At 73.3% G+C, this 22,488-nt stretch carries 20 protein-coding genes and 1 pseudogene; 14 read left to right on the forward strand and 7 right to left on the reverse strand.

Going from position 1 to position 22,488, the window contains the following annotated elements; genetic code table 11:
• Positions 1–5: 5 nt before the first annotated feature.
• The 4 genes from sucB to ACH5A8_RS01770 all read left to right on the forward strand — a co-directional run bounded on the left by sucB (position 6) and on the right by ACH5A8_RS01770 (position 6,438).
• Positions 6–1,799, forward strand: coding sequence for a 2-oxoglutarate dehydrogenase, E2 component, dihydrolipoamide succinyltransferase (gene sucB / locus ACH5A8_RS01755; RefSeq protein ID WP_398996848.1), 1,794 nt, complete (start codon positions 6–8; stop codon positions 1,797–1,799).
• Between the two features lie 219 nt (positions 1,800–2,018).
• Positions 2,019–2,642 carry a GntR family transcriptional regulator gene (locus tag ACH5A8_RS01760; RefSeq protein WP_398996850.1) on the forward strand — a complete coding sequence of 208 codons (624 nt, stop codon included), beginning with the start codon at positions 2,019–2,021 and terminating at the stop codon, positions 2,640–2,642.
• A 398-nt stretch (positions 2,643–3,040) separates the two neighbouring features.
• Positions 3,041–5,743, forward strand: a complete 2,703-nt coding sequence (aceE, locus tag ACH5A8_RS01765) for a pyruvate dehydrogenase (acetyl-transferring), homodimeric type (protein WP_398996851.1) — start codon at positions 3,041–3,043, stop codon at positions 5,741–5,743.
• A gap of 176 nt (positions 5,744–5,919) precedes the next feature.
• Positions 5,920–6,438 carry a DUF4240 domain-containing protein gene (locus ACH5A8_RS01770; protein WP_398998207.1) on the forward strand — a complete coding sequence of 173 codons (519 nt, stop codon included), beginning with the start codon at positions 5,920–5,922 and terminating at the stop codon, positions 6,436–6,438.
• Between the two features lie 96 nt (positions 6,439–6,534).
• On the opposite strand, the gene ACH5A8_RS01775 is transcribed toward ACH5A8_RS01770, so the two are convergent.
• Entirely contained in the window at positions 6,535–7,239 is a 705-nt protein-coding gene (locus ACH5A8_RS01775; RefSeq protein ID WP_398998209.1) for a peptidoglycan recognition protein, read from the reverse strand.
• Between the two features lie 527 nt (positions 7,240–7,766).
• On the opposite strand from ACH5A8_RS01775, the gene ACH5A8_RS01780 reads away from it, so the two are divergent.
• Positions 7,767–8,951 carry a MarP family serine protease gene (locus tag ACH5A8_RS01780; RefSeq protein WP_398996853.1) on the forward strand — a complete coding sequence of 395 codons (1,185 nt, stop codon included), beginning with the start codon at positions 7,767–7,769 and terminating at the stop codon, positions 8,949–8,951.
• 39 nt (positions 8,952–8,990) lie between these two features.
• Here the strand turns inward: ACH5A8_RS01780 and ACH5A8_RS01785 are convergent, their stop codons facing one another.
• Positions 8,991–9,488, reverse strand: coding sequence for a GNAT family N-acetyltransferase (locus ACH5A8_RS01785; RefSeq protein WP_398996855.1), 498 nt, complete (start codon positions 9,486–9,488; stop codon positions 8,991–8,993).
• Positions 9,489–9,550: 62 nt separating this feature from the next.
• Between ACH5A8_RS01785 and ACH5A8_RS01790 the strand changes: the two genes are divergently transcribed.
• Both ACH5A8_RS01790 and ACH5A8_RS01795 read left to right on the forward strand, forming a co-directional pair.
• A complete protein-coding gene (locus ACH5A8_RS01790; protein ID WP_398996857.1) occupies positions 9,551–10,447 on the forward strand; it encodes a TIGR01777 family oxidoreductase in 897 nt (298 codons plus the stop codon).
• 216 nt (positions 10,448–10,663) lie between these two features.
• A complete protein-coding gene (locus tag ACH5A8_RS01795; RefSeq protein ID WP_398998211.1) occupies positions 10,664–12,160 on the forward strand; it encodes an NAD(P)/FAD-dependent oxidoreductase in 1,497 nt (498 codons plus the stop codon).
• Positions 12,161–12,351: 191 nt separating this feature from the next.
• Here ACH5A8_RS01795 and ACH5A8_RS01800 read toward each other — a convergent pair whose 3' ends face one another.
• Entirely contained in the window at positions 12,352–13,926 is a 1,575-nt protein-coding gene (locus ACH5A8_RS01800; RefSeq protein WP_398996859.1) for a regulator, read from the reverse strand.
• Between the two features lie 245 nt (positions 13,927–14,171).
• Between ACH5A8_RS01800 and lipB the strand changes: the two genes are divergently transcribed.
• The 4 genes from lipB to ACH5A8_RS01820 all read left to right on the forward strand — a co-directional run bounded on the left by lipB (position 14,172) and on the right by ACH5A8_RS01820 (position 17,336).
• The gene (gene lipB, locus ACH5A8_RS01805) at positions 14,172–14,969 is read left to right on the forward strand and encodes a lipoyl(octanoyl) transferase LipB (protein WP_398996860.1); all 798 of its coding nucleotides are present in this window, start codon (positions 14,172–14,174) and stop codon (positions 14,967–14,969) included.
• A 130-nt stretch (positions 14,970–15,099) separates the two neighbouring features.
• A complete protein-coding gene (gene lipA, locus ACH5A8_RS01810) occupies positions 15,100–16,089 on the forward strand; it encodes a lipoyl synthase (RefSeq protein ID WP_398996862.1) in 990 nt (329 codons plus the stop codon).
• Positions 16,090–16,355: 266 nt separating this feature from the next.
• Positions 16,356–16,556 carry a hypothetical protein gene (locus ACH5A8_RS01815; protein ID WP_398996864.1) on the forward strand — a complete coding sequence of 67 codons (201 nt, stop codon included), beginning with the start codon at positions 16,356–16,358 and terminating at the stop codon, positions 16,554–16,556.
• An 81-nt stretch (positions 16,557–16,637) separates the two neighbouring features.
• The gene (locus tag ACH5A8_RS01820; RefSeq protein ID WP_398996866.1) at positions 16,638–17,336 is read left to right on the forward strand and encodes a DUF4191 domain-containing protein; all 699 of its coding nucleotides are present in this window, start codon (positions 16,638–16,640) and stop codon (positions 17,334–17,336) included.
• Between the two features lie 414 nt (positions 17,337–17,750).
• On the opposite strand, the gene ACH5A8_RS01825 is transcribed toward ACH5A8_RS01820, so the two are convergent.
• On the reverse strand, positions 17,751–18,218 hold the full coding sequence (locus ACH5A8_RS01825; protein WP_398996868.1) for an RDD family protein: 468 nt from the start codon (positions 18,216–18,218) through the stop codon (positions 17,751–17,753).
• Between the two features lie 206 nt (positions 18,219–18,424).
• On the opposite strand from ACH5A8_RS01825, the gene glnA reads away from it, so the two are divergent.
• Positions 18,425–19,834 carry a type I glutamate--ammonia ligase gene (glnA, locus tag ACH5A8_RS01830; RefSeq protein WP_398996870.1) on the forward strand — a complete coding sequence of 470 codons (1,410 nt, stop codon included), beginning with the start codon at positions 18,425–18,427 and terminating at the stop codon, positions 19,832–19,834.
• A 149-nt stretch (positions 19,835–19,983) separates the two neighbouring features.
• Here the strand turns inward: glnA and ACH5A8_RS01835 are convergent.
• Together ACH5A8_RS01835 and ACH5A8_RS01840 are read right to left on the reverse strand one after the other, a co-directional pair.
• A pseudogene (locus ACH5A8_RS01835) lies at positions 19,984–20,184 on the reverse strand (VapC toxin family PIN domain ribonuclease); the annotation flags it as partial.
• Between the two features lie 107 nt (positions 20,185–20,291).
• Positions 20,292–20,537, reverse strand: a complete 246-nt coding sequence (locus tag ACH5A8_RS01840; RefSeq protein ID WP_398996872.1) for a hypothetical protein — start codon at positions 20,535–20,537, stop codon at positions 20,292–20,294.
• 245 nt (positions 20,538–20,782) lie between these two features.
• Here ACH5A8_RS01840 and ACH5A8_RS01845 point away from each other — a divergent pair, with 245 nt between their 5' ends.
• Entirely contained in the window at positions 20,783–21,046 is a 264-nt protein-coding gene (locus ACH5A8_RS01845) for a hypothetical protein (protein WP_398996874.1), read from the forward strand.
• 58 nt (positions 21,047–21,104) lie between these two features.
• Here the strand turns inward: ACH5A8_RS01845 and ACH5A8_RS01850 are convergent, their stop codons facing one another.
• Complete coding sequence (locus ACH5A8_RS01850; protein ID WP_398996876.1) at positions 21,105–21,509, reverse strand: winged helix-turn-helix transcriptional regulator; 405 nt, start codon at positions 21,507–21,509, stop codon at positions 21,105–21,107.
• Positions 21,510–21,601: 92 nt separating this feature from the next.
• Here ACH5A8_RS01850 and ACH5A8_RS01855 point away from each other — a divergent pair, with 92 nt between their 5' ends.
• A complete protein-coding gene (locus ACH5A8_RS01855) occupies positions 21,602–22,453 on the forward strand; it encodes an SDR family oxidoreductase (protein ID WP_398996878.1) in 852 nt (283 codons plus the stop codon).
• Positions 22,454–22,488: the final 35 nt, after the last annotated feature.

Below are 22,488 nucleotides of genomic sequence, written 5' to 3' on the forward strand. Positions count from 1 at the left end.
AAACCATGGCGGTTTCCGTAACCCTTCCCGCGCTCGGCGAGAGCGTCACCGAGGGCACTGTCACCCGCTGGCTGAAGGCCGAGGGCGAGCGCGTCGAGGCCGACGAGCCGCTGCTCGAGGTCTCGACCGACAAGGTCGACACCGAGATCCCCTCGCCGGCCGCCGGCGTGCTGGCCTCCATCAAGGTCGCCGAGGACGAGACGGTCGAGGTCGGCGCCGAGCTGGCCGTCATCGACGACGGCACCGGCGCGGCTGACGCCACGCCCGCCGCGGCTGAGGCCCCGGCCGCCCCGGCCCCGGCCCCGACCGAGACGGCCGCCCCGGCCGCCCAGACCCCGGCCGCGCCCGCCACCGAGCAGGCCGCCCCCGCCCCGGCCCCGACGGCCGAGGCCGCTTCCGGCGGCGGCTCCGCCGAGGGCACGGACGTGGTCCTGCCCGCGCTCGGCGAGTCCGTCACCGAGGGCACCGTCACCCGCTGGCTGAAGTCGGTCGGCGACTCCGTCGAGGCCGACGAGCCGCTGCTCGAGGTCTCCACGGACAAGGTCGACACCGAGATCCCGGCGCCCACCTCCGGTGTGCTGCTGGAGATCGTGGTCGGCGAGGACGAGACGGCCGAGGTCGGCGCCAAGCTCGCCGTCATCGGCGCCCCGGGCGCCGCTCCGGCCGCTGCCCCCGCCGCCCCGGCCCCGGCGCCCGCCGCCGAGGCTCCGGCCCCCGCTCCGGCTCCGGCTCCGGCTCCGGCCCAGCCCGCCGCCCCGGCCCCGGCCGCCCCGGCGCAGCCCGCCGCTGCCGCCCCGGCCCCGGCCCAGCCCGCCGCTCCGGCTCCCGCCCCGGTCACCCCGGCTCCGGCCGCTCCGGCCGCCGCCCAGGCGACCGACGAGGGCGCGTACGTGACCCCGCTGGTGCGCAAGCTCGCCGCCGAGAACGGCGTCGACCTGTCCGCCGTCAAGGGCACCGGCGTCGGCGGCCGCATCCGCAAGCAGGACGTGCTCTCCGCCGCCGAGGCCGCCAAGGCCGCCCCGGCTCCGGCCGCCGCCGCGCCCGCCGCGAAGAAGGCCCCCGCCCTGGAGGCGTCCCCGCTGCGCGGCCAGACCGTCAAGATGCCGCGCATCCGCAAGGTCATCGGCGACAACATGGTCAAGGCGCTGCACGAGCAGGCGCAGCTGTCGTCGGTCGTCGAGGTCGACGTCACGCGTCTGATGCGTCTGCGCGCCCAGGCCAAGGACTCCTTCGCCGCGCGCGAGGGCGTCAAGCTCTCCCCGATGCCGTTCTTCGTCAAGGCCGCCGCGCAGGCGCTGAAGGCCCACCCGGTCATCAACGCCAAGATCAACGAGGCCGAGGGGACCATCACCTACTTCGACACCGAGAACGTCGGTATCGCGGTGGACTCCGAGAAGGGCCTGATGACCCCGGTCATCAAGCACGCCGGCGACCTCAACATCGCGGGCATCGCCAAGGCCACGGCGGAGCTGGCGGGCAAGGTCCGCGCCAACAAGATCACGCCCGACGAGCTGTCCGGCGCGACCTTCACCATCTCCAACACCGGTTCGCGCGGCGCGCTGTTCGACACGATCATCGTGCCGCCGGGCCAGGTCGCGATCCTCGGCATCGGCGCCACCGTCAAGCGCCCCGCCGTGATCGAGACCGAGGAGGGCACGGTCATCGGCGTCCGCGACATGACCTACCTGACGCTCTCCTACGACCACCGCCTGGTGGACGGCGCCGACGCCGCCCGCTACCTGACGGCGGTCAAGGCGATCCTGGAGGCGGGCGAGTTCGAGGTCGAGCTGGGTCTCTGACCGGCCTCCGCCTCCCCGGCCCTCGTCAGGCTGTGCGAACACCCCGTCCGGAACGTTCCGGGCGGGGTGTTCGTGTTTGTCGCCACGCCGGGCGTGTAAGGCTCGTCTCACCTGCGCGAAAGCGCCCCCGTGCGCCCCGCTCGCCCTGCCCGGCAGCCGTATTGTCTAAACGTCGAAGCCCCCGGGGGCCGCAGTACGGCCTCTCCCTAAGGAGCACTCATGACCGCGCCCGTCGTCCACTCGCTGCGCGAACAGATCCGCGAGCACATCGTGGAGGGGATCGTCAGCGGGCGCTGGAAGCCGGGCGAGCGGATCGTGGAGCGGCGGATCGCCACCGAGCTGGAGGTCAGCCAGACGCCCGTGCGGGAGGCGCTGCGCGAGCTGGAGTCGCTGCGCCTGATCGAGTCCGCGCCGAACAAGGGCGTACGGGTGCGCAATCTGACCGCCGCCGACCTGGAGGAGAGCTACCCGGTCCGGGCCGGTCTGGAGGCCATCGCGGCGGAGCTGGCGGCCGACCGGCTGGCGGAGGACTGCGCGGCCCTGGAGCCGCACGTGAGCGCGCTCTACGAGGCCGACCGCCGGGCCGACGGCACCGCGCAGGTGCGGCACACGGTGGGCTTCCACCGGGAGCTGGTGCGCGCGGCCGGCAACTCGGTGCTGCTGCACACCTGGGAGGGCCTGGGCATCGAGGTCTTCACCGCGCTGTCGATCCGCTGGCTGGGGACCGTGCAGCAGTCGTACGCGGAGGAGCACGAGGAGTTGGTCGCCGCGTTCCGTCGTCGCGACCCGCGCATCCCGGAGCTGGTGAAGGCCCACGTCCTGGGCTGCGCGCCCCGCGCCTGACAGGGTCCCGCCCCCGCCGCCCCCCTTTCCCGTGCCAGGGCTGTGCCCCTCTTCGCGCAGTGCCCCGCACCCCTTCGTGAGGGCCCGGCGCCGTATCGACGCACGGCTCCGCCGTGTGGGGCGCGGTCCGTCGCGGCGCACCCGAGCCGACCCCCGCTCACCTGCACAAACGCCTTCCATCCCAGGTCACCCGGTGCCACCGCCGGAGGCACCCGGTGCCGACTTTCTCGGAATCGAGAGGTTTTGGCCCTCAACCCTTTGATCGATCATCGATCACGGGGTTAGAGTCGCCGACGGGCTCTCACCGGAGCCTCACGCCCTGTCCTGCCAAAGACCAAGGGCAACCCCGAACCCTTACGCAGATGAGGGAACCCCCTTCGACTGAGGAAGGCGGCGACATGACCGACCCCAACGCCATCCAGCCGAGCGAGCTCGACCAGCTCCCGGACCGCGACCCCGAGGAGACCGCCGAATGGCAGGCCTCCCTGGACGCCGTTGCCAAGGCGGCCGGGCCGCACCGTGCCGCGTACCTGATGCGCCGCACGCTGGAGCGCGCGGAGGGCAACGGCGTCGCGCTGCCCAAGCTGCTGGAGACGGACTACGTCAACTCCATCCCGACCGGCGCCGAGCCCGCCGTTCCCGGTGACGAGGCCATGGAGGCCCGGATCACCGCGTGGAACCGCTGGAACGCGGCCGCCATGGTCACCCGCGGCAGCAAGTACGGCGTCGGCGGCCACATCGCCACCTTCGCCTCCGCCGCCTGGCTGTACGAGACCGGCTTCAACCACTTCTTCCACGGCAAGGAGGGCGACGGCTCGGGCGACCAGCTCTACATCCAGGGCCACGCCTCCCCCGGCATCTACGCCCGCGCCTTCCTGGACGGCCGCCTCACCGAGCAGCAGCTCGACAACTTCCGCCAGGAGGCCGGCGGCAACGGCCTGCCGTCCTACCCGCACCCGCGGCGCCTGCCCTGGCTGTGGGAGTTCCCGACCGTCTCCATGGGCCTCGGCCCGCTGTCGGCGATCTACCAGGCGCGTTTCAACCGCTACCTGACCGCCCGCGGCATCAAGGACGTCTCCGCCTCGCACGTGTGGGCGTTCCTCGGCGACGGCGAGATGGACGAGCCCGAGTCCACGGCCGCCCTCGCGCTCGCCTCCCGCGAGCAGCTGGACAACCTGACCTTCGTCATCAACTGCAACCTGCAGCGCCTCGACGGCCCGGTCCGCGCCAACTTCAAGATCGTGCAGGAGCTGGAGGCCCAGTTCCGCGGCGCCGGCTGGAACGTCATCAAGACGCTGTGGGGCTCGGCCTGGGACGAGCTGTTCCAGCTCGACACCACGGGCGCGCTGGTACGCCGGCTGCGCGAGGTACCCGACGCGCAGGTGCAGACGTACCAGACGCGCGACGCCGCCTACATCCGCCAGGACTTCTTCGGCGCCGACCCGGCGCTCGCGGAGATGGCGAAGCTGCTGAGCGACGACAAGATCCTCGAGTGCTTCCACCTCTCGCGCGGCGGCCACGAGGCCCGCAAGGTCTACGCCGCCTACAAGGCCGCCCTGGAGCACAAGGGCGCCCCGACGGTGATCCTCGCCCAGACGGTCAAGGGCCACACCCTCGGTGAGGGCTTCGCCTCCAAGAACGCCAACCACCAGATGAAGAAGCTGACGGTGGACGAGTTCAAGGCGATGCGCGACCTGCTGGAGCTGCCGATCGCCGACAGCGCCTTCGCCGACGGCCAGGTGCCCTACGGCCACCCCGGCGCCGACTCCCCCGAGGTGCGCTACCTCCAGGAGCGCCGCGCGGCCCTCGGCGGCCCGGCCCCGGCCCGCCGCACGCACCCGCTGCCCGCGCTGCCCGCGCCCGCCGACAAGGCCTTCGCCGCCTTCGACAAGGGCTCCGGCTCGCAGAACGTGGCCACCACCATGGCCTTCGTCCGCCTGGTCAAGGACCTGGTCCGCGACAAGGAGACCGGCAAGCGCTGGGTGCCGATCGTCCCCGACGAGGCGCGCACCTTCGGCATGGAGTCGCTCTTCCCCTCGCTCGGCATCTACTCGCCCAAGGGCCAGACGTACGAGCCGGTCGACCGCGACCAGCTGATGTACTACAAGGAGGCCAAGAACGGCCAGATCCTCAACGAGGGGATCACCGAGGCCGGTTCGATGGCCGACTTCATCGCCGCGTCGTCCGCGTACGCGACGCACGGCGAGGCGATGATCCCGTTCTACATCTTCTACTCGATGTTCGGCTGGCAGCGCACCGCCGACCAGATGTGGCAGCTCGGCGACCAGCTCGGCCGCGGCTTCCTCGTCGGCGCCACGGCCGGCCGCACCACGCTGACGGGCGAGGGTCTCCAGCACGCCGACGGCCACTCGCCGGTCATCGCCGCGACCAACCCGGCCGCGCTGAGCTACGACCCGGCGTTCGCGTACGAGATCGCGGTCATCGTCAAGGAGGGCCTGCGCCGCATGTACGGCGAGGCGGCCGAGGGCGAGGACCAGAACGTCTTCTACTACCTCACCGTCTACAACGAGCCGCTGCCGCAGCCGGCCAAGCCGTCGGCCGGCGGCGTGGACGAGGGCATCGTCAAGGGCCTGTACCGCTTCAACACGGCGGAGTCGGCGGGCCTGACCGTCCCGGCGAACGCCCCGCGGATCCAGCTGCTGGGCTCCGGCACGGCGATCCACTGGGCCCTTCAGGCGCAGCGCATGCTCGCCGAGGAGTGGGGCGTGGCCGCCGACGTGTGGTCCGCGACCTCCTGGACCGAGCTGCGCCGGGACGCGCTGGAGGCCGACGCGGCACTGCTGCGCGGCGAGGAGCGGGTGCCGTTCGTGCGCCGTGCGCTGCAGGGCGCCGAGGGCCCGGTGCTGGCCGTGTCCGACTACATGCGCCAGGTCCCGGACCAGATCGCGCAGTGGGTCGAGCAGGACTGGTCCTCGCTGGGCGCCGACGGCTTCGGCCTGTCGGACACCCGTGACGCCGCCCGCCGCCACTTCGGCGTCGACGCCCCCTCGATCGTCGCCGCCGCCCTGGCCCAGCTGGCCCGGCGCGGCGAGGTGAAGGCCGCGGCGGTCAAGGAGGCCCGGGAGAAGTACGGCCTGTAATCAGGGCCGGTGACGGGGAAGGGGTACGGCGCGCGCCGTACCCCTTCCCCGTCTTCGCGTCCGGGGCGGCTCGTGACGGGGGCGTGCGGAACCTGTGGGGGCGGGCAGGGCGCGTATAACGATCCGCCGCACTCCGCGTGCGCCCCTCGGGCGGAGGGCCGATGCTTGAACGCGTGATGGACGAGACGGAGTTCTGGGAGCTGATCGACACCTCGCGCGGGGCCGCCGAGGGCGACCCGGAGGAGCAGGCCGATCTGCTCGTGGAACGGTTGCTGGAGTGCGATCCCGAGGTGGTCCTCGATTTCGCACGCCACTTCGAGTCCCGTTACAACCGGGCCTACCGCTGGGACCTGTGGGGCGCCGCCTGGGTGCTGCTGGACGGGGCGAGCGACGACGCGTTCGACTTCTTCCGGTGCTGGCTGATCGGCCAGGGCCGGGAGGTCTTCGAGGGGGCCCTGCACGACCCGGACTCGCTCGCCGACCTGCTGGACGACTTCGACGAGGAGATCGACGGCGACGGCGAGGAGCTGGGCTACGCGGCCGACGAGGCGTACGAGCAGCTCACCGGCACCGTCGCCCCCGACCTCGGCATCCCGCCCGCGCCGGCCGAACCGGAGGGCACGCCGGTCGCGTTCGAGGACGACCGGGCGCTCGCCCAGCGCTATCCCCGGCTGTGGGACCGGTTCCGGGAGTAGGGCCCGCCCCCGCGCCCAGGCCGTGCCGCCGGGTCCTGCCGCCGAATTCTGCTGTTCCCGATGTCAGGTCCCGCCGCTCCCGCCGTCGGGCCGCTGTCAGGTCCTGCCCTGGATCCGGGCCGCGGCGTCCCGGATCGCCGGGAGGCGGACGGTGAGGGCCGCTCCCGGGCAGTTGGTCGGGAAGCCGTCCGTGTGTCCGGCGACGGCCGGGAGCAGGGCCGTGGTGCCCGGCCGGTACCGGCTGAGCCGGTTGCTGGAGACCAGGGGCACGCTCGCGCGCGGGTCGACGCCGGCCAGGCCGAGCTTCCAGGCGGCGAGCGCGGCGATCGCGTCCGTCATGGCCTGCGGCACGGGCGTCCCGGCGGTGAACGTGCCGATCGCCGCGATGCCCGCGGTGCGGTGGTTGAAGCCCTGGGTGTGCGCGCCGGTGACCGCGCGGTCCACACCGCCGGCGCGGCCCTCGTAGAGGGTGCCGCAGCGGTCGACGAGGAAGTTGTAGCCGATGTCGTCCCACTGGCGGGCCCCCGTCTGGCCCGCGTACAGATGGCGGATGATCTGCGGCGCGTCGGCGCAGGCGTAGCCGTTGGGCGAGTCGGTGTGGTGGACGAAGACGGCGACGACCTTGTCGTCGTAGCGCGGGGGCGGCTGGACCCGCCGGGCGGTGGCGTCCAGCCAGACCTCCCGGGGCAGGATGCGCGGCCGGGGCGCGCCGTGCGCGGCGGCGGAGCGGGGCGCGACCGCGCCGGCGGGCAGCGGGGCGGGCGCCTGGGCGTGCGCCGGCGCGGTGAGCGCGCGGTCCATGTCCTGCGCGCCCAGCAGCAGCGCGCCGACGGCGGCGGCGCCCGGCAGGCCGCACAGCAGGGCCACGGCGAAGCCCCGCGGCCGTATGGGCCGCCGGCCGGACCGCCCCGGACGGACGGCGCGGCGCGCCGACCACGGAGCCGGGCCGGGCTCCGGCCCTGGAGCCGGACGCGGCCCCGGGCCCGGACCCGAGGACGGACTCAAGTCCACCGAGTCCGCCTGGGTCACCGAGCTCACCGAGCTCACCGAGGTCACCGAGGTCATCGAGGTCATCGAGGTCGGACGCGGATCACGGGCCCGTCGTCGGATCCGGGCGCGCCCGATCTTCCCCACACCATGCATGGGATCACCTTCACCCCCATCCGGTCCGTCCGCGATGTGTGGTGTGCCACCTGGTGGAACCATCGTCCTGGTCCGGGCGTTTTCGCGGGTACACGTACATGTGGCCGGTTCCCGGATCCACGTGCGTGTGCTGATCGCCGGGCCCGTCCCGCGCGTATTCAGGGTCCGGGAGAAAGGCGGCCTGTGTGGACCTGCTCGACCTCGTGCTGTTGCTGGTGGTCCTCGTGTACGCGGCGTCCGGTTACCGTCGCGGGCTGGTGGCGGGCTGCGTCTCGCTGGCCGGGTTCGTCGGCGGCGCGGTCGTCGGCGTGTGGGCGCTGCCGTGGGTGATGGGCCTGGTCACCCGCGGGACGACGACGGCGACGGTGACCGCCGTGCTCACGGTGCTGGTGCCCGCTGTGGTGGGCCATGAGCTGGCCGGGCGGCTGGCGCTGCGGCTGCGCGGCGAGCTGGACCGCGGGCCGCTGCGGGTGGCCGACGGGATCGGCGGGGCCGTGGCGAACTCGGCGGCGGTGCTGATCGTGGCCTGGGTGGCCGCGAGCGTCCTGGGCGCCTCCTCCTCCCCGGTGGTGACGACGGCGATACGCGACTCCAAGCTGCTGGGCGCCGTGCAGGAGGCGATGCCGGACACCACGCCGGCCTGGTTCTCGCGGGCCACCTCCGCGCTCACCGAGGCGGGCTTCCCGCAGGTCTTCAACCCGTTCGAGAACGAGCCGGCGGCGGGCGTCGCCGAGCCCTCGGGCGACAGCGTGACGGCCAGCGCGACGAGCGCCGCCCGGCTCAGCACGGTCAAGATCGAGGGCTCCTCGGGCAACCAGGGCCGCGAGGGCAGCGGTTTCGTGTTCGCGCGGCAGCGCGTGATGACCAACGCGCACGTGGTGGCGGGCATCGACGCCCCGTCCGTGCGGGTCGGCGGCGTCGGGCGGTCGTACCAGGCACGGGTGGTGCTGTTCGACCCCGACCGGGACGTGGCCGTGCTCTACGTCCCCGGGCTGCGCGCCCCCGTCCTGAGCTTCGACGACGTCGCCGCGCGCGGCGCCCCGGCCGTCGTCGCGGGCTACCCGCAGGACGGCGGCCTGAACCTCCAGGCGGCGACGGTGGCGAGCCGGATCCGGGCCACGGGCCAGAACATCTACAACGACGCCACCGTCACCCGTGAGATCTACGCGATCCGCTCGACGGTCCGCCCCGGCAACTCCGGCGGCCCGCTGCTGACCACCGGCGGCCGTGTCTACGGCGTGGTCTTCGCCCGCTCGACCTCGGACAGCGGGACGGGCTACGTGCTGACCGCCGCCGAGGTCGCCGCGGACGCGCGGCGGGGGACGACGGCGACGACGCCGGTGGACACGGGCCGGCTGGTCACGTCCTGAGGCCGCTCGCGGGGCGAGCGGGGCGAGCGGCCTTCGGGTTCACACGGAACGGCCCATGAACACGTCGTCGACGTACTCGCCCTCGATCAGGAACTCCTCCGGCAGGACGCCCTCCACGACGTAGCCCTCGGACTCGTACAGCTTGCGGGCCGGCGTGTTGTGGCCGAGCACCCGCAGGGTGACGCGCCGCGCGCCCAGCCGCCGGGCCTCCTCCCGCGCGGCCCGCAGCAGGGCCCGGGCGACCCCCGCGCCCCGCGCCTGCTCGGCGACGGCCAGGCCCCGGATCTGGCGGACGTGCGCGTTGCACTCCAGCGGTGTGGCCCGGCCGAGGCGGAGGTAGCCGACGACGGCGCCGGCCAGCTCGGCCACGAGGATCTCCTCCGGCCCGGAACGCTCGGTGAAGAAGGGCTCGTACGGCGGACGCGGGCGCGGCTGCACGGCGTGCAGCGGCGACCAGGTGTCCCGGTCGAGCCGTGCCAGGGGCTCTTCGTCGGCGAGGGTGGCGGGGCGTATGCGGGGGACCGGCATGACGATCACCCTACTGCGCCGGCGGGCGACGCCCACCGGGATTTGTGCGGCGCAGCGGGCAGGATGGGGGTATGGAACGTTCGCGAATCGCGGTGGCCGGGGCGTCCGGACTGATCGGCGGCGCCCTGGTGCGGTCCCTGCTGGCGGACGGGCACGAGGTGGTGCGTCTGGTGCGCCGTCCGGCCCGCGGCGCGGACGAGGTCCGCTGGGACCCCGAGGAGCAGTACGTGGACTCGGCCGGGCTGGCCGGCTGCGACGCGGTGGTCGACCTGGCCGGCGCCGGGGTGGGCGACCGCCGCTGGACGGAGGCGTACAAGAAGACGATCCGGGACAGCCGGGTGCTGGGCACGGCGGCGCTCGCCGAGGCCGCCGCCTCCCTGGACGTGCCGCCGCGGGTGTTCGTCGGCGGCAGCGCGATCGGCTTCTACGGCGACACCGGCGACCGGGCCGTCGACGAGGACGCGCCGCCCGGGGACGGCTTCCTGCCCGGGGTGTGCGTGGAGTGGGAGGAGGCCGCCGCGCCGGCCGAGGAGGCGGGCATCCGGACGGTGTTCGCCCGCACGGGACTGGTCGTGGCCCGCGGGGGCGGGGCCTGGGGGCGGCTGTTCCCGCTGTTCAGGGCCGGTCTGGGCGGACGGATCGGTGACGGGCGGCAGTACTGGTCGTTCATCGCGCTGCACGACGAGGTGGCGGCGCTGCGGCACCTCATCGACACCGAGAGCCTGTCGGGGCCGGTGAACCTCACCGCGCCGCGCCCGGTGACGAACCGTGAGGTCACGGCGGCGATGGGCCGGGTGCTGCGCCGGCCCACGCTGCTGCCCGTGCCGGCGCCCGTGCTGCGGGCGGCGCTCGGGGAGATGGCGGGGGACGTGCTGGGCAGCGCCCGGGTGCTCCCGGCGCGGCTGATGGAGTCGGGGTTCTCGTTCGCCTTCCCGACGATCGAGGACGCCGTACGGGCGGCGCTGTGACCCTCCCCCGTCCGGCTGCGAAACCTTGCGACCGTATGCGACCGCCGTGCGACCGTGCCCTGTCGATGCGCGACTGCACCTGACCGATTACAGACCTAACCTCGTGCCGAACTCGGGTATCCCTCAAGCCGGTTGGGGGCATCACTGCTCCACCGGCCGCGCAACCTCGAGGAGGGGCACGTGCTTGAGCCCGCGTACCGGGTCGATGTCGTCGTCGTGGGAGCCGGGGTCGCCGGACTCTCGGCGGCGCATCGGCTGACCAGCGCAGGAGTAACGACCGCGGTCCTGGAAGCCGCCCCTTGCGTGGGGGGTCGCATGTCGACGGAGAAGGTCGACGGCTTCCGGCTCGACAGGATCGGACAGCTGCTGTTCACGTCCTACCCACAACTCGGCCACAGCCCGGGGCTGGACGCGCTCGTGCTGCACCCCTTCGCGCCCGGGGTGCTGCTGCACAGCGACGGACGGCGTCACCGCGCGGGCGCCCCGGCGGGCGCGGGGGGCGCACGGAGCGCACTGGACGCCGTGCGCGCCCTCGCGAACGCCCCCCGGCCTCCGGCCCCGCTGCCGAGGGTGCGGGCCCGGGTGCGCGCGCTGCGCCCCGTCCCGCCCGCCTCGGCGTACGGGGCGTCGGCCGCCGCCCCGGCCACCGTCGCCGCGCCCGACGTACGACATGTCGATGCGGACGTGCCCTTGTTCGACTCCGGGCCGTCGGGGCGCGCCGGCACGACGGGGGCGGCCGGGGTGACCGACCGCGCCCAGCCGTTCGGGATCGGCACGCCGCTGCGGCTGCGTGCCGCGCTCACCCGGATCGCCACCACTCCGGTCGAACGCCTCCTGGCCCGGCCGGAGCTGCCCGCGGGTCAGGCGCTCGCGGCCCGCGGGCTGCCCGCCCGCACCGTCGACGGCTTCCTGCGTCCGCTGCTGGCCGCGCTGCTGTGCGACCCGGACCTCACCACGTCCAGCCGCTGCGCGGACCTCGCGCTGCGGGCCTTCGCGAGCGGCCGGCTGTGCCTGCCGGAGGGCGGCGCGGAGGTCCTGCCGGAGCTGCTGGCCGAGGCGCTGCCGCCGGGGACCGTGCACACCGGCGTCCGGGTCACCTCGGTCGCCACCAACGCGGTGACCACCGCCGAGCACGGGGTGATCCGCTGCCGTGCGGTGCTGGTCGCCACGGGCGCGCGCTCGGCCGCCGAGCTGCTGCCCGGACTGCGGGTGCCGGACTTCCACCCGGTGACGGTGGTGCACCACACGACGGACGAGCCGCCGGCGACGGGCGGGTACCTGCTGCTCGACGCGGAGCGGGGCGGGCCGGTGGCGCACACGGCGGTGGCGAGCCGGGTGGATCCCTCGCGCGCGCCCGCGGGCCGGGCGCTGGTGTCGTCGACGGTCCTCGGCGAGCCGCCGGCCGACGTCGACACCGCGGTGCGCCGGCATCTGTCCCGTCTCTACGGAACCTCGACCGCGCGGTGGGAGACGCTGGCCGTCCACCACACCCCGGAAGCCGTCCCGGCGATGCGGCCGCCGCACGATCCGAGGCGGCCGGTGCGGCTGCTGGCGGGGCTGTACGTGTGCGGGGACCACCGGGACACCAGCACCCTCCAGGGCGCGCTGCATTCCGCTCGGCGGGCTGCGGCGGCGATCGTGGCGGATCTGGGGGCGGGGCGGCCGATGCACACGGCCGACCCCCTCCCGACCGCCTCGCCGGCGGCGGCCTGAGGGGCGGGGCGTGCGGGGCGGGGGCGGTTCGTTTGCGCCGCCCCGGGGCCGACGGACCCCGGCGGGGGCGCCACCCCCCGCGCCCCCGGGCGGCGCCCCCCGCACCCCAGCAGTCCCCCTCCCCCCCCCGGCGCCGAGCCGCCTGAAGCCCGCGGCCCCTCACCGCTGGTGGCGCCAGAGGCGGAGGTGAGTCAGCCGAGGGCGGCGATCTTGTCCCGGTAGGTCCGGACGGGGGGTGCGTCCCTGTACGGTTCCAGGCGGCGTTCGAAGTCGCGGACGTACTCGTCGGCGCGGACCGAGCGCATGTCGGCGGCCTGGCCCGCCGCCTCCGCGCCCAGCCGGCAGGCCTGGTCGAGGTCGCCGAGGCCGAGGCGGGCGGTGGCGAGGACGACGCGGCAGAACAGGCGGCTGCGGGCGTACACCGGGGAGCGCAGCTGGAGCGAGCGCTCGGCGTACTGCGCGGCGGTGCGGTACTGCTGGAGGTCCCGGTGGCAGTGCCCGAACTCGTCGGCGAGCTGCGCCTCGTCGAAGAAGCGCGCCCAGAACGGCACCTCGTCGCCGGGCCGGGCGCTCTCCAGGGCACGCTCGGCGCGCATCAGCGACGTCGTGCACGCCCGTGCCTCGCCGAGCACCGCGTGCCCGCGCGCCTCGGCGGAGTGCAGCAGCGCCTGGACGACCGGCGGGACGGAGGCGCCGACGCCCTGCTGGGCCACCCGCGCGAGCTGGACCGCCTCCCGCCCGTGGGCGAGGTAGACGGCCTGCCGGCTCATGGTGACCAGGACGTAGGCGCCGTAGGCGCGGTCGCCGGCGGCCTGGGAGAGCCGCAGCGCCTGCACGAAGTAGCGCTGGGCGAGCCCGTGCGCGGCGATGTCGTACGACGTCCAGCCGACCAGCCGGGTCAGGTCGGCGGCGGCCGCGAACAGGCGGCGGCCCGTCTGCTCGCCGTAGCTGCCGCGCAGCATCGGCTCGCACTCGTGCTCCAGGTAGCGCACGAGGGCCTGGCGGGCGTGGCCGCCGCCGTACATGTCGTCGAGCGTGCGGAACAGCTCGCCGACCGAGCGCAGCGCGGCGATGTCCCCGGCGGTGACCCGCTGGCCCGCCTCGCGCTCGGCGCGGCCGCGGTTCCGGTCGGCCCGGCCGCGCTGCCGGGGCACGCCCGGGATCCCCGGCTTTCCGGGCGCGGGCGGGGACGCCGGTGGCGGTTCGGCCGCGCCGGGCGGCGGCACGGCGGTCCCCGGCGCCAGCGACGCGCCCGTCGCCCCCTGCACGCCCTCGCCGGTCCGGGCGGACGGCAGGACGGCCGGCGCCTCCGCGCGGGCGACCCGGTCGTCGGCCCGGCCGATCAGCCAGTCCCGGCTCGGCACCACCAGCCCGGCCGGAGTGAAGGCGATCTTGCGCAGTTCGGCGTGGCTGCCGGAGTCCTTGCGCCACAGCCCGCTGACGATGTCGACGGCCTCCTCCGGGGCGGCGGCGAACTCCAGCCCGGCGTAGACCGGGGCGCAGGCGTCCAGGCCCAGGTCCTGGGCGGTCAGCCGGCGGCCCAGGCGGCGGGTGAAGACCTCCGCGATCAGCGCGGGCGTGGTCCCGCGCGGCTGCTGGCCGCGCAGCCAGCGGGTGACCGAGGTCTTGTCGTATCTCAGGTCCAGCCCGTGCTCGAGACCTAGCTGGTCCACGCGACGGGCCAGTCCCGCGTTGGAGAACCCCGCTTCTGCGATGAGCGCGGCGAGCTGGCGGTTGGGAGTGCGCTGCGCGGGTCGTTCCGTCATCTGCGGTGCGGTCTCCTGCCTTTCGGGCGTCCACGCGGCCGCGTGGACGCCCGGATTGCCTGTGAGCAGCCCTTATGGCCATGTGAACGGCGCGAATGTAGCGGAGAGTGAGCGGCCGACCGCGGACTTCCGGCGGCATTCATCCGATCGTGTGAGGATTCCCCGTGCGGCTGACGCCCGACGGGCGGACGTACAGTGGCGTGGGCACGTGACGTGCCTGACGACTTTCCAGGGAGGCGCTTGCCGTGAGTGAGCTGCGGTTCGTCCGCATGGGATTCGGTGCCGAGGCCGTGGACTACCAGGAGGCCTGGGACGAACAGCGCCGGGTGCACGCCGCCCGGTTCGCGGACGAGGTCACCGACACCGTGCTGCTCCTGGAGCACCCGCCGGTCTACACCGCGGGACGGCGCACCGAGGACAGCGAGCGCCCCCTCGACGGCACCCCCGTGATCGACGTCGACCGCGGCGGCAAGATCACCTGGCACGGCCCCGGCCAGCTGGTCGGCTACCCGATCCAGAAGCTGCCCCGCCCGGTGGACGTGGTGGCGCACGTGCGCCGGCTGGAGGAGGCGCTGATCCGCACCTGCGCGGAGTTCGGCCTCGCCACCACCCGGGTGGAGGGCCGCAGCGGCGTGTGGGTGCTCGGCGACCCCGTCGAGCAGCGGCCCTCGCTCGGCGGGCTCTCCCTCGACTTCGACCCGCGCCTGACCGACGAGGAGTTCGACCCGCGGCTCAACGGCCCGGAGTACGCCCCGTCCAACGCCGGCCAGCGCCGCGAGGACCGCAAGATCGCGCAGATCGGCATCCGCGTGGCCAAGGGCGTCACCATGCACGGCTTCTCGTTCAACGTGAACCCCGACATGAAGTGGTTCGACCGGATCATCCCGTGCGGCATCCGTGACGCGGGCGTCGCCTCGCTGGCGGCCGAGCTGGGCCGGGACGTCACCATCGAGGAGGTGCTGCCGGTCGTCGAGCGGCATCTGCGGGACGTGCTGGAGAACGCGGAGCCGAAGCCGCGGGAGATCGAGAAGGCGACGGCCTGACCGGACCCCGCCGAGAAGGCCGCCCGGGGGAATGATCCCCGTACCCCTGAGGTTGGCCTCACCGACTGGGCGCAACAAGCACGGGCGTACCCTGGTGTGCGCCGAAGAATCGAAGCTACAGGGAGCCGACGTGTCCGCAGTCGCACCCGACGGACGCAAGATGCTGCGCCTGGAGGTCCGCAACAGCCAGACCCCCATCGAGCGCAAGCCCGAGTGGATCAAGACCCGGGCGAAAATGGGTCCCGAGTACACGAAGATGCAGAACCTCGTGAAGAGCGAGGGCCTGCACACGGTCTGCCAGGAAGCCGGCTGCCCGAACATCTACGAGTGCTGGGAGGACCGCGAGGCGACGTTCCTCATCGGCGGCGACCAGTGCACCCGGCGCTGCGACTTCTGCCAGATCGACACCGGCAAGCCCGAGGCGCTCGACCGTGACGAGCCGCGCCGCGTCGGCGAGTCCGTGGTCACCATGGACCTGAACTACGCCACCATCACCGGCGTCGCCCGCGACGACCTGGAGGACGGCGGCGCCTGGCTGTACGCGGAGACGGTGCGCCAGATCCACGCGCAGACCGCCAAGCGCGAGGGCGGCCGCACCAAGGTGGAACTGCTCGCCCCCGACTTCAACGCGGTCCCCGAGCAGCTCGCCGAGGTGTTCGCCTCCCGCCCCGAGGTCTTCGCGCACAACGTCGAGACGGTCCCGCGGATCTTCAAGCGCATCCGCCCCGGCTTCCGCTACGAGCGCTCCCTGAAGGTGATCACCGAGGCCCGCGACTACGGCCTGGTCACCAAGTCGAACCTGATCCTCGGCATGGGCGAGACCCGCGAGGAGATCAGCGAGGCGCTCAGGCAGCTGCACGAGGCGGGCTGCGAGCTGGTGACCATCACGCAGTACCTGCGCCCGAGCGTGCGCCACCACCCGGTGGAGCGCTGGGTCAAGCCGCAGGAGTTCGTCGAGCTGAAGGAGGAGGCCGAGCAGATCGGCTTCTCGGGCGTGATGTCCGGCCCGCTGGTGCGGTCCTCCTACCGCGCCGGGCGCCTGTACGGGATGGCGATCGAGCAGCGCCGCTCGGCGGCTCCGCAGGACGGCGCCTCCTTCGTCGCGGCGCAGGCGGTCTGACGCACCGTCACCCGGCATGGCCGACGGGCCGGCCGGGAGGCGTGTGAATTCGCGCACAAGAGACTACCGCCGAGTAGTGGCCGATATGACGCGGCCCTGACCGTCGCCGCAGATGGGGGCGTCCATCAGGGCCGCGTCACCCTTTCGGCCTGCGGCGTCGGGGCTTCATCCGTGTTTGACCGGTCGGTCACGCCCTGGTAACACCAATCAGTGACCCTGGACTCACGCCACGTACACCCGAGCCGTTTCGAGGGGGGATCTCCACCATGCAGGCCGCGCCCGTTCGTGCCACCGCCATCCCGTCCGTCAAGGAAGCACTCCGCACGGTCGAGTCACTGCTGATGCGCGGCGGCCAGCGCACCGCCCGCCGCAACGCCTGGACCTCCGTCCTGGAGGACCGCCGTCGCGCCAAGGACCGCGTGGAGGCGCAGCGCGTTCTCGACGAGTTCCCCTCCGTCCGCCCCTGACCAACCGCCTCCCGGCCCTCCCGCGGTCCCCAGGGGCACTGCCGTCGTCGGCCGCCTCCCGGGCCACGTAGACTTCGTGGCATGGCGAGGAAGGAACCCGCAGCCGAGGCTGCCAACCCGGGGCGACTGAAGCAGATCGCTCTGACGTACAAGATGACCCGCAAGGCCGACCCGAAGATCGGTCTTGTACTCGCGGCTGTCGGCATCGTCGTGTTCGGTGTCCTCCTCGGGATCGGCTTCCTGATCGGTCACCCGATCTACCTCGGCATCCTGGGCCTGCTGCTCGCCGTCCTCGCGATGGCGATCGTGTTCGGGCGCCGGGCCGAGCGGGCCGCCTTCGGGCAGATGGAGGGCCAGCCGGGCGCGGCCGCCGCGGTGCTGGACAACATCGGCCGCGGCTGGACGACCACTCCGGCGGTCGCCATGAACCGCAACCAGGACGTGGTGCACCGCGCGGTCGGCAAGGCCGGCATCGTGCTGGTCGCCGAGGGCAACCCGAACCGGGTGAAGACCCTGCTCGCGGCCGAGAAGAAGAAGATGAACCGCATCGTCGCGGACGTCCCGGTGCACGACGTGATCGTCGGCACGGGCGAGGGCCAGGTGGAGCTGAAGAAGCTGCGCACCACCATGCTGAAGTACCCGCGCGTGCTGACCGGCCCCCAGGTGACCGCCACCAACGACCGGCTGCGCGCCCTGGGCGACCTGATGAGCAACATGCCGCTGCCGAAGGGCCCGATGCCCAAGGGCATGCGGATGCCGCGCGGCGGCCCGCGGCGCTGACCTCGGCCGCACCACGCCTCGACCGACGATGGGGGCGCCCGGATCACTCCGGGCGCCCCCATCGTCGTCGTGGGCGGACGTCGTCGTCATGGGTCATGGGCGGACGTCGGTCATGGCCGGCCGTCCATCATGGACGGAGGTCGTAGGCGCACGCCGCAGTCGGAGGCCGTAGGCGGACGCCCCCGGCGGAAGCCGCCGTGGGCGCAGTCGCCGCGGACGCGTTTCCCGTCGGCCGCCCGGTACACGACCGCGGCCGTGCACGGCAGCGGCGGGGCCGGGACCCGAGCGGGCTCACGCCGAGCGACAGGGCGGACGCCTGCCGCCGGACAGCCCATAGGGCCTCTCGTTCGGATCACACCGGGCTCGCGTGCCCTGGCACCGCGCCCTGATCCGGCCTGATCCGAACGGAAAACCCTAGCCGCGGACCTCCACGGTGCCCGCCAGCCGGTCGTGCAGGCCGCGGCCGTCGCGGTCCCAGATCAGCGCCGGGATCGCGACGCACAGCAGGACCGTGCGCAGCAGGGCGCGCAGCGGCTGCACCCCGCCGGTGCGCAGGGCGACCACCCGCAGGCCGAACAGCCGCTTGCCGGGGGTGCAGCCGAGCGTGCCGACGGTGAGGACGCCGAGCACGAAGAAGATGAGCAGGGCCCAGTTGCCGGTCGCCTGGTCGTAGCCATGGGTGATCAGGCCGTATGCGATCAGCATGCACAGGGCCCAGTCGACGGCGACCGCGCCCAGCCGACGGCCCGGGCGGGCGATCGAGCCCGGACCCTCCTCCGGCAGTCCCAGCTGTTCGCCCCGGTAACCGAAGTCGGCTCCGGCGCCCTCCATGGCCGCGCGCGGCCCGGACAGCCACGATCCCACTGCTTGCCTGTTGTCCACCCGACCACGGTACTGCGAGGCTGGACGGAGACGGACCGCCGGGGTGTCGGGGACGTGACCCCACCCGGGCCGGTTAACTTCTGCGAAACAAATGGGTCACGCCCGAGAAATCACCCGTCCCTAGGGTCGAGTCAGCGTGTGCCACCGCACTGGCCGCACGAACGATCTACCACCCCGGCGGGACGGTCGGGAGTAGGAGGAGCTGGATGTTCCAGAACGCCGACGAGGCCAAGAAGTACATCGCGGACGAGGACGTCAAGTTCATCGACGTCCGCTTCTGCGACCTGCCGGGCGTCATGCAGCACTTCACGTTGCCCGCCGAGGCGTTCGACCCCGACGAGGAGCAGGCGTTCGACGGATCCTCGATCCGCGGCTTCCAGGCCATTCACGAGTCCGACATGGCCCTGCGCGCCGACCTGTCCACCGCGCGCGTGGACCCGTTCCGCCGGGACAAGACGCTCAACATCAACTTCTTCATCCACGATCCGATCACGGGCGAGCAGTACTCCCGTGACCCGCGCAACGTGGCGAAGAAGGCCGAGGCGTACCTCGCGTCCACCGGGATCGCCGACACCGCGTTCTTCGGCCCCGAGGCCGAGTTCTACGTCTTCGACAACGTCCGCTTCAAGACCGCGGAGAACGAGTCGTTCTACCACATCGACTCCGAGGCCGGCGCCTGGAACACCGGCGCCCTGGAGGACAACCGCGGCTACAAGGTCCGCTACAAGGGCGGCTACTTCCCGGTCCCGCCGGTCGACCACTTCGCCGACCTGCGCGCCGAGATCTCCCTGGAGCTGGGCAAGGCCGGTCTGAAGGTGGAGCGCCAGCACCACGAGGTGGGCACCGCCGGCCAGGCCGAGATCAACTACAAGTTCAACACGCTGCTGGCCGCCGCGGACGACCTCCAGCTGTTCAAGTACATCGTGAAGAACGTCGCCTGGCGCAACGGCAAGACGGCGACCTTCATGCCGAAGCCGATCTTCGGCGACAACGGCTCGGGCATGCACGTGCACCAGTCGCTGTGGAGCAACGGCGACCCGCTGTTCTACGACGAGGCCGGTTACGCGGGCCTGTCGGACACCGCCCGCTACTACATCGGCGGCATCCTCAAGCACGCCCCGTCGCTGCTGGCCTTCACCAACCCGACGGTGAACTCCTACCACCGTCTGGTGCCGGGCTTCGAGGCCCCGGTGAACCTGGTGTACTCGCAGCGCAACCGCTCCGCCGCGATGCGTATCCCGATCACGGGCTCGAACCCGAAGGCCAAGCGCGTGGAGTTCCGCGCCCCCGACGCCTCCGGCAACCCCTACCTGGCGTTCTCGGCGCTGCTCCTGGCCGGCCTGGACGGCATCAAGAACAAGATCGAGCCGGCCGAGCCGATCGACAAGGACCTCTACGAGCTGGCTCCCGAGGAGCACGCCAACGTGGCCCAGGTCCCGACCTCGCTGGGCGCGGTCCTCGACCGCCTGGAGGCCGACCACGAGTTCCTCCTCCAGGGCGACGTGTTCACGCCGGACCTGATCGAGACGTGGATCGACTTCAAGCGCACCAACGAGATCGCCCCGCTCCAGCTCCGCCCGCACCCGCACGAGTTCGAGCTCTACTTCGACGTGTGACATCGCCCCGGGTCGGAGCGGGTTTCCGCTCCGACCTGAACTGCTCGCGGGCCGTCGGCCGTGCCCCTTCCCCACGGAGGGCCACGGCCGACGGCCTTCTCGCGCCCGGCACCCCGAACGAGCCGCTCGCCGCCGAGGGGGATCCCGCGTCAGAGCGGGAGATCGTCGGGGAGCACCCGGAACGCCTTGTAGTGGCCCAGTGGGCGTACGGACCGGAAGTCTCGTCGGCCCAGGGTGAGGATCGCGTCCGTGTCGTAGTCGGCGGCGAGCGCCACGTTCACCGCGTCGGCGAGGTCGAGGTCCAGGGCGCGGTAGCGGACACGGACGGACCGGGCGGCGCCCAGGTGGTTGATGGATGTGGGGCCGGGGCAGGCGAGAGACCTGGCTCCCTGCCGCACGGCTGAGGGCCGCCGCCCCCTGAAGGGGACGGCGGCCCTCGTTCGTCGCGCGGGTGGGGTCAGACGATGATGACAACGGTGCTGCCCCCACCGAAGCCATAGCCGTAGCCGTAGCCCGGGCCGTAGAAGCCGCCGCCGCGGCCGCCGTAGCCGCAGTTGCTCCACCAGCCGCCGCAGCGGTAGCTCGTGGTGGTCGGGGCCTTGTCCGGCGTGGCGGCGGAGGCCGTGCCGGCCGCCGCTCCGCCCGCCAGCAGTACGCCGGCGACGGTCGCCGCGAAGAGACGCCTCACACGTGGTGCTTTCATGGCATTCCTTCCTTCCACCCACTCGTGCCGCTTCGGGGTGTTCGGGGAACGTGACGGGAGCCGCGGCCGCAGCGCGATCACTCCTCATCGAGGCTAGCCCTCCCCCGTCCGCGCGGCATCTTGAGCCGAACGAGGGACCGCCGGCGGACTTCGTCTCGCCGTGCAACCTTCCGACGCTTCACGCGTCTCCTACTCACGGGAGGCGATCCCTCGGCGGCGCACCATGAGCGAAAGAGGCAACGGGGATGAGCGAACACGGGGACGCGCAGGGCGAGTTCGAGTTCGACCACCGGTGGGCGGACGCCGCCGAGCACAAGGAGCCCTCCGCCCGGGCCCGGATGCTCGCCGCCCGTTGGAAGGAGACTCCGCCCGGCCCGGTGCCGTTCCGCGGCGAGCCCGGGCCGGCCGCGCCGCGCCGCGCGTCCTGGATATCCACGGCCGTGGTCCTCGGTTGCGTCGCCGCGGTGATCGTCCTGCTCGGCTACGCCCAGACCCGCGGCCTGCGCTGACCACTCGGCCCACACTGACCGCTGGGCCCGCACTGACCGCTGGGCCCGCGTCGAGTCCTCAGCCTGCGCTCCGTGCTCGCGCGCTCTGCGAACCGGGCGCGGCGTCCGTGGCCAGTCGGTGGGTGATCCGGTCGAACAGCTCGGTCAGCGGCTCGCCCACCTCGCGGCCGAACCCGGTCAGTCCGTAGGTGACCTGGGGCGGCGTGGTCGGCTCCACCTTCCGCCAGACCAGGCCGTCCGCGACCAGGACCCGCAGGGTCTGGGCGAGCATCTTCTCGCTGATGCCGTGGATGCTCTGGCGCAGCTCGAAGAAGCGCAGGTCGTTGCGCCGCAGGGAGATCAGCACCCAGACGCCCCACCTGCTGGTGACGTGATCGACCATGTCGCGCGCGGGGCAGTCGGTGTGAAACACGTCATACCGACCCCCGGTCTCGGTCCCTCTGTGCTGCGACCCTCCCGCCATGCCATGAGCTTACCTTCAGGTACGTCCTTACGGAAAGTTAGCTCTCCTTCCTAACGTCGGAGCCACCGAGAACAACCGACGAGGAGCTGAACATGATCGTGGTGACAGGGGCGACCGGGAACGTGGGCCGGCCGTTGACGCGGGCGCTGGCCGAGGCGGGGCAGCAGGTGACGGCGGTGTCGCGGCATCCGGCGGCGGTGCCGGACGGCGTCCGCCATCTGGCGGCCGACCTGGCCGACCCGGCCGGGCTGAAGCCCGCGCTGACCGGGGCGTCGGCGCTCTTCCTGCTGCTCTCCGGCGACCTGCACGCCGCCGGGCACCACCCCGCCGACCTCATCGGCGAGGCCGCGGCGGCCGGGGTCCGGCGGATCGTGCTGCTCTCCAGCCAGGGCGTGGTGACCAGGCCCTTCGGGCCGACGCGGATCGCGATGCGCGAGCTGGAGGACACGCTGCGGGCATCCGGCCCGGAGTGGGCGATCCTGCGGCCGGGCGGCTTCGCCTCCAACGCCCTGTGGTGGGCCGCGTCCGTCCGCGCGCAGGGGCTCGTCGCCGCGCCCTTCGGCGACGTCGGCGTACCGATCGTCGACCCGGCGGACATCGCGGCGGTCGCGGCGGCCTGTCTGCTGGAGGACCGGCACGCCGGCGGCGTGTACGAGCTGACCGGCCCTGAAGTGATCACACCGCGCCGGCAGGCGGCCGCGATCGCCGACGCGCTGGGCACGCCGGTGCGGTTCCACGAGCTGACCCGCGCCGAGGCCAGGGCCGCCATGAGCCGGGTCATGCCGGCCGAGCTCGCCGACGACACCCTGGACATCCTCGGCGCGCCGAACCCGGCCGAACTCCGCGTCAGCCCGGACGTCGAGCGCGTCCTCGGCCGCGCCCCTCGCCCCTTCTCCGCCTGGGCCGCCCGCAACGCCGCTGCCTTCCGCGAGGGCGACGCATAGAGGCCGTACGGACCGTTCGCCGCGGGCCGCGGCAG

Source organism: Streptomyces sp. NPDC018610, assembly GCF_044391765.1.
GTDB lineage: Bacteria > Actinomycetota > Actinomycetes > Streptomycetales > Streptomycetaceae > Streptomyces.